The following is a 2,090-nucleotide window of genomic DNA, read 5'->3' as shown; positions in this document are numbered from 1 at the left end:
ACTACTGCGTGTCCAGAGGGCACGCGCGAACGGATTGGAGGACGGTGGTCCTGATGGTCTGATCGCGGGTGTCCGCAAGCTCGTCACCGCCAGCGGGTGTGAGTCCCGTCCGGGTAGTTACCAGGGAGCCCGGTAGCAGGCTGGCGGCGTCGGGGGGAAACGCCCGACGTCGGAGCCCAGCGTCGAAAGCCACATGGTGGGAGCAACCGAGCGGTCCGCAGCATGAAGCGAAGCCTGCCGCGGCGTAAGTCCAACCCCGTAAGGGGAGCAAGGGGGAGCCGAGCCGGGAGTATCACGGCGAAGGCCATGGAAGGCGTGAAGATCCTGGAGATGCAGCGCTGAGGAACCCCCCGCCGTATGGGGCGTGGAACGTTCGGAAGGTGGTGGCGGGAACTGGAGAGGCCCTCCCCGGCCCGCGGGTCTGCGGCCTGTGGAGCAGCCGGTGCGTATAACCGTCCAACGGGAAGTCGCATCGAGCCGGGTGGGCGTCGGAGGGGGTCGTAGTAGCGGTTATCGGCGTGGACAACACAACCCGCCGTAGCGAAGGGCCCCTGCTTCGTCTGTGCTTGCACGCTGGGAGGAGTCGGTGCATGGCCGCAAGGCCCAACAACACCCTTGATAAGACTCGGGTCCTGCAACACAAGCTGTACCTGGCGGCCAAGCGGTCGCCGAACCGTCGTTTCCACGCGCTGTATGACCGGATCCTCCGCAGGGACGTACTCCGGCGCGCGTGGTTGGAGGTGCGCGCCAACCAGGGCGCACCCGGAGTCGATGCGTTGACCATCGGCCAGATCGAGGCTGGGGGAGTCGAGCGGCTGCTCGAAGACTTGGCTACCGAGCTGCGGGACGGGACTTACCGCCCGTTGCCGGTGCGGCGGGTGTGGATACCCAAACCCGGCACGGCCAAGCGGCGCCCACTGGGCATCGCGGCGGTGCGGGATCGGGTGGTCCAGCAGGCCATCAAGATCGTCATTGAGCCGATCGTGGAGGCCGATTTCCTGCCCTGCTCGTTCGGTTTCCGACCCAAACGTTCCGCCCACCAAGCCTTGCAGGCGATGCGGGAAGCGGCACGTGAGGGCCGGACGTGGGTGGTGGACGCCGACATTGAGAGCTTCTTCGACCGGCTCGGGTTCGATCTCGTACTGGAATGTCTCAGAGAACGGATCAGTGACCGGAAGGTATTGAAGCTCATCCGGGCGATCCTGGGCGCCGGGGTGCTCGACGGAACATCGTTGAGCTTCCCGACGGAAGGTTCCCCGCAGGGCGGTCCGCTCTCGCCCGTGCTCGCCAATGTGGTGCTCCACCGTTTGGACCGGGCATGGCAGGAGCGCTACCACCGGCTGGGGACGCTGATCCGTTACGCCGACGATGTATGCGTGCTGTGTCCAACCAGGCAACGGGCCGAGGCCGCCTTGGCGGCGCTCACCGAGATCCTGGCCGGGCTGGGGTTGGCGCTCGCGCCGGCCAAGACACGCCTCGTCGGCGTGGCCAGCGGACAAGACGGGTACGACTTCCTCGGGTTCCATCATCGGATGGTCCCCTCGCGTCGGTACCCGAAGTTCCGTTATCCGGCGTGCTGGCCAAGTGCCAAGGCGATGAGCCGGGCGCGCTCCCGCATCCGGGAGTTGACCGGCCGCAACCGGTGCCATCTATCCACCCGGCTACTGGTCGAGGACCTCAACCAGTTCCTTCGAGGATGGCGCCAGTACTACCGCTACGGCAACTCGGCCCGCAGCTTCGCCAAGCTCGATCACTATGTGTTCGAGCGGATGGCGCTGCTGCTATCCAAACGGCACGGGCGATCGGGCCGGGGCAACGGCATGAAACACATCATCATGTCTGGTAACCGCCTCGGGCTGGAAAGCCTCGCCGGGAACGTCGCGTACGGCCGCGCCGTGCATGCCTCCGGGTGAAGGGCGTCGGTAAGCCGTGTAAGGGAGAACCTTACGCACGGATTGACGGGGGGAGGCTGGAAACGGAAGCACCGACCACGGTCACCACGGGTGGGACGACCCTCCGGGAAACCGCGGGAATACAGACCCTGGGACCTACCGGCGATCACGCCACCGCGCCTGCCTCCTACCCTCCAC

1 protein-coding gene is annotated in these 2,090 nt (G+C 66.3%); it reads left to right on the top strand.

Annotation, left to right across the window (positions count from 1 at the left end):
• The first annotated feature begins 590 nt into the window (after positions 1-590).
• Complete coding sequence (ltrA, locus tag ABZS66_RS61455) at positions 591-1,913, top strand: group II intron reverse transcriptase/maturase (protein ID WP_354774214.1); 1,323 nt, start codon at positions 591-593, stop codon at positions 1,911-1,913.
• Positions 1,914-2,090 lie beyond the last annotated feature (177 nt).

The sequence above is a fragment of the Dactylosporangium sp. NPDC005572 genome, assembly GCF_040605515.1.
In the GTDB taxonomy this organism is placed as follows: Bacteria; Actinomycetota; Actinomycetes; order Mycobacteriales; family Micromonosporaceae; genus Dactylosporangium.
This window is presented reverse-complemented; position numbering and strand designations above follow the sequence as displayed.

Excerpts from the sequence above, each read along its gene's own strand:
- ltrA (WP_354774214.1), top strand. The coding sequence starts at position 591 with ATGGCCGCAAGGCCCAACAACACCCTTGATAAGACTCGGGTCCTGCAA.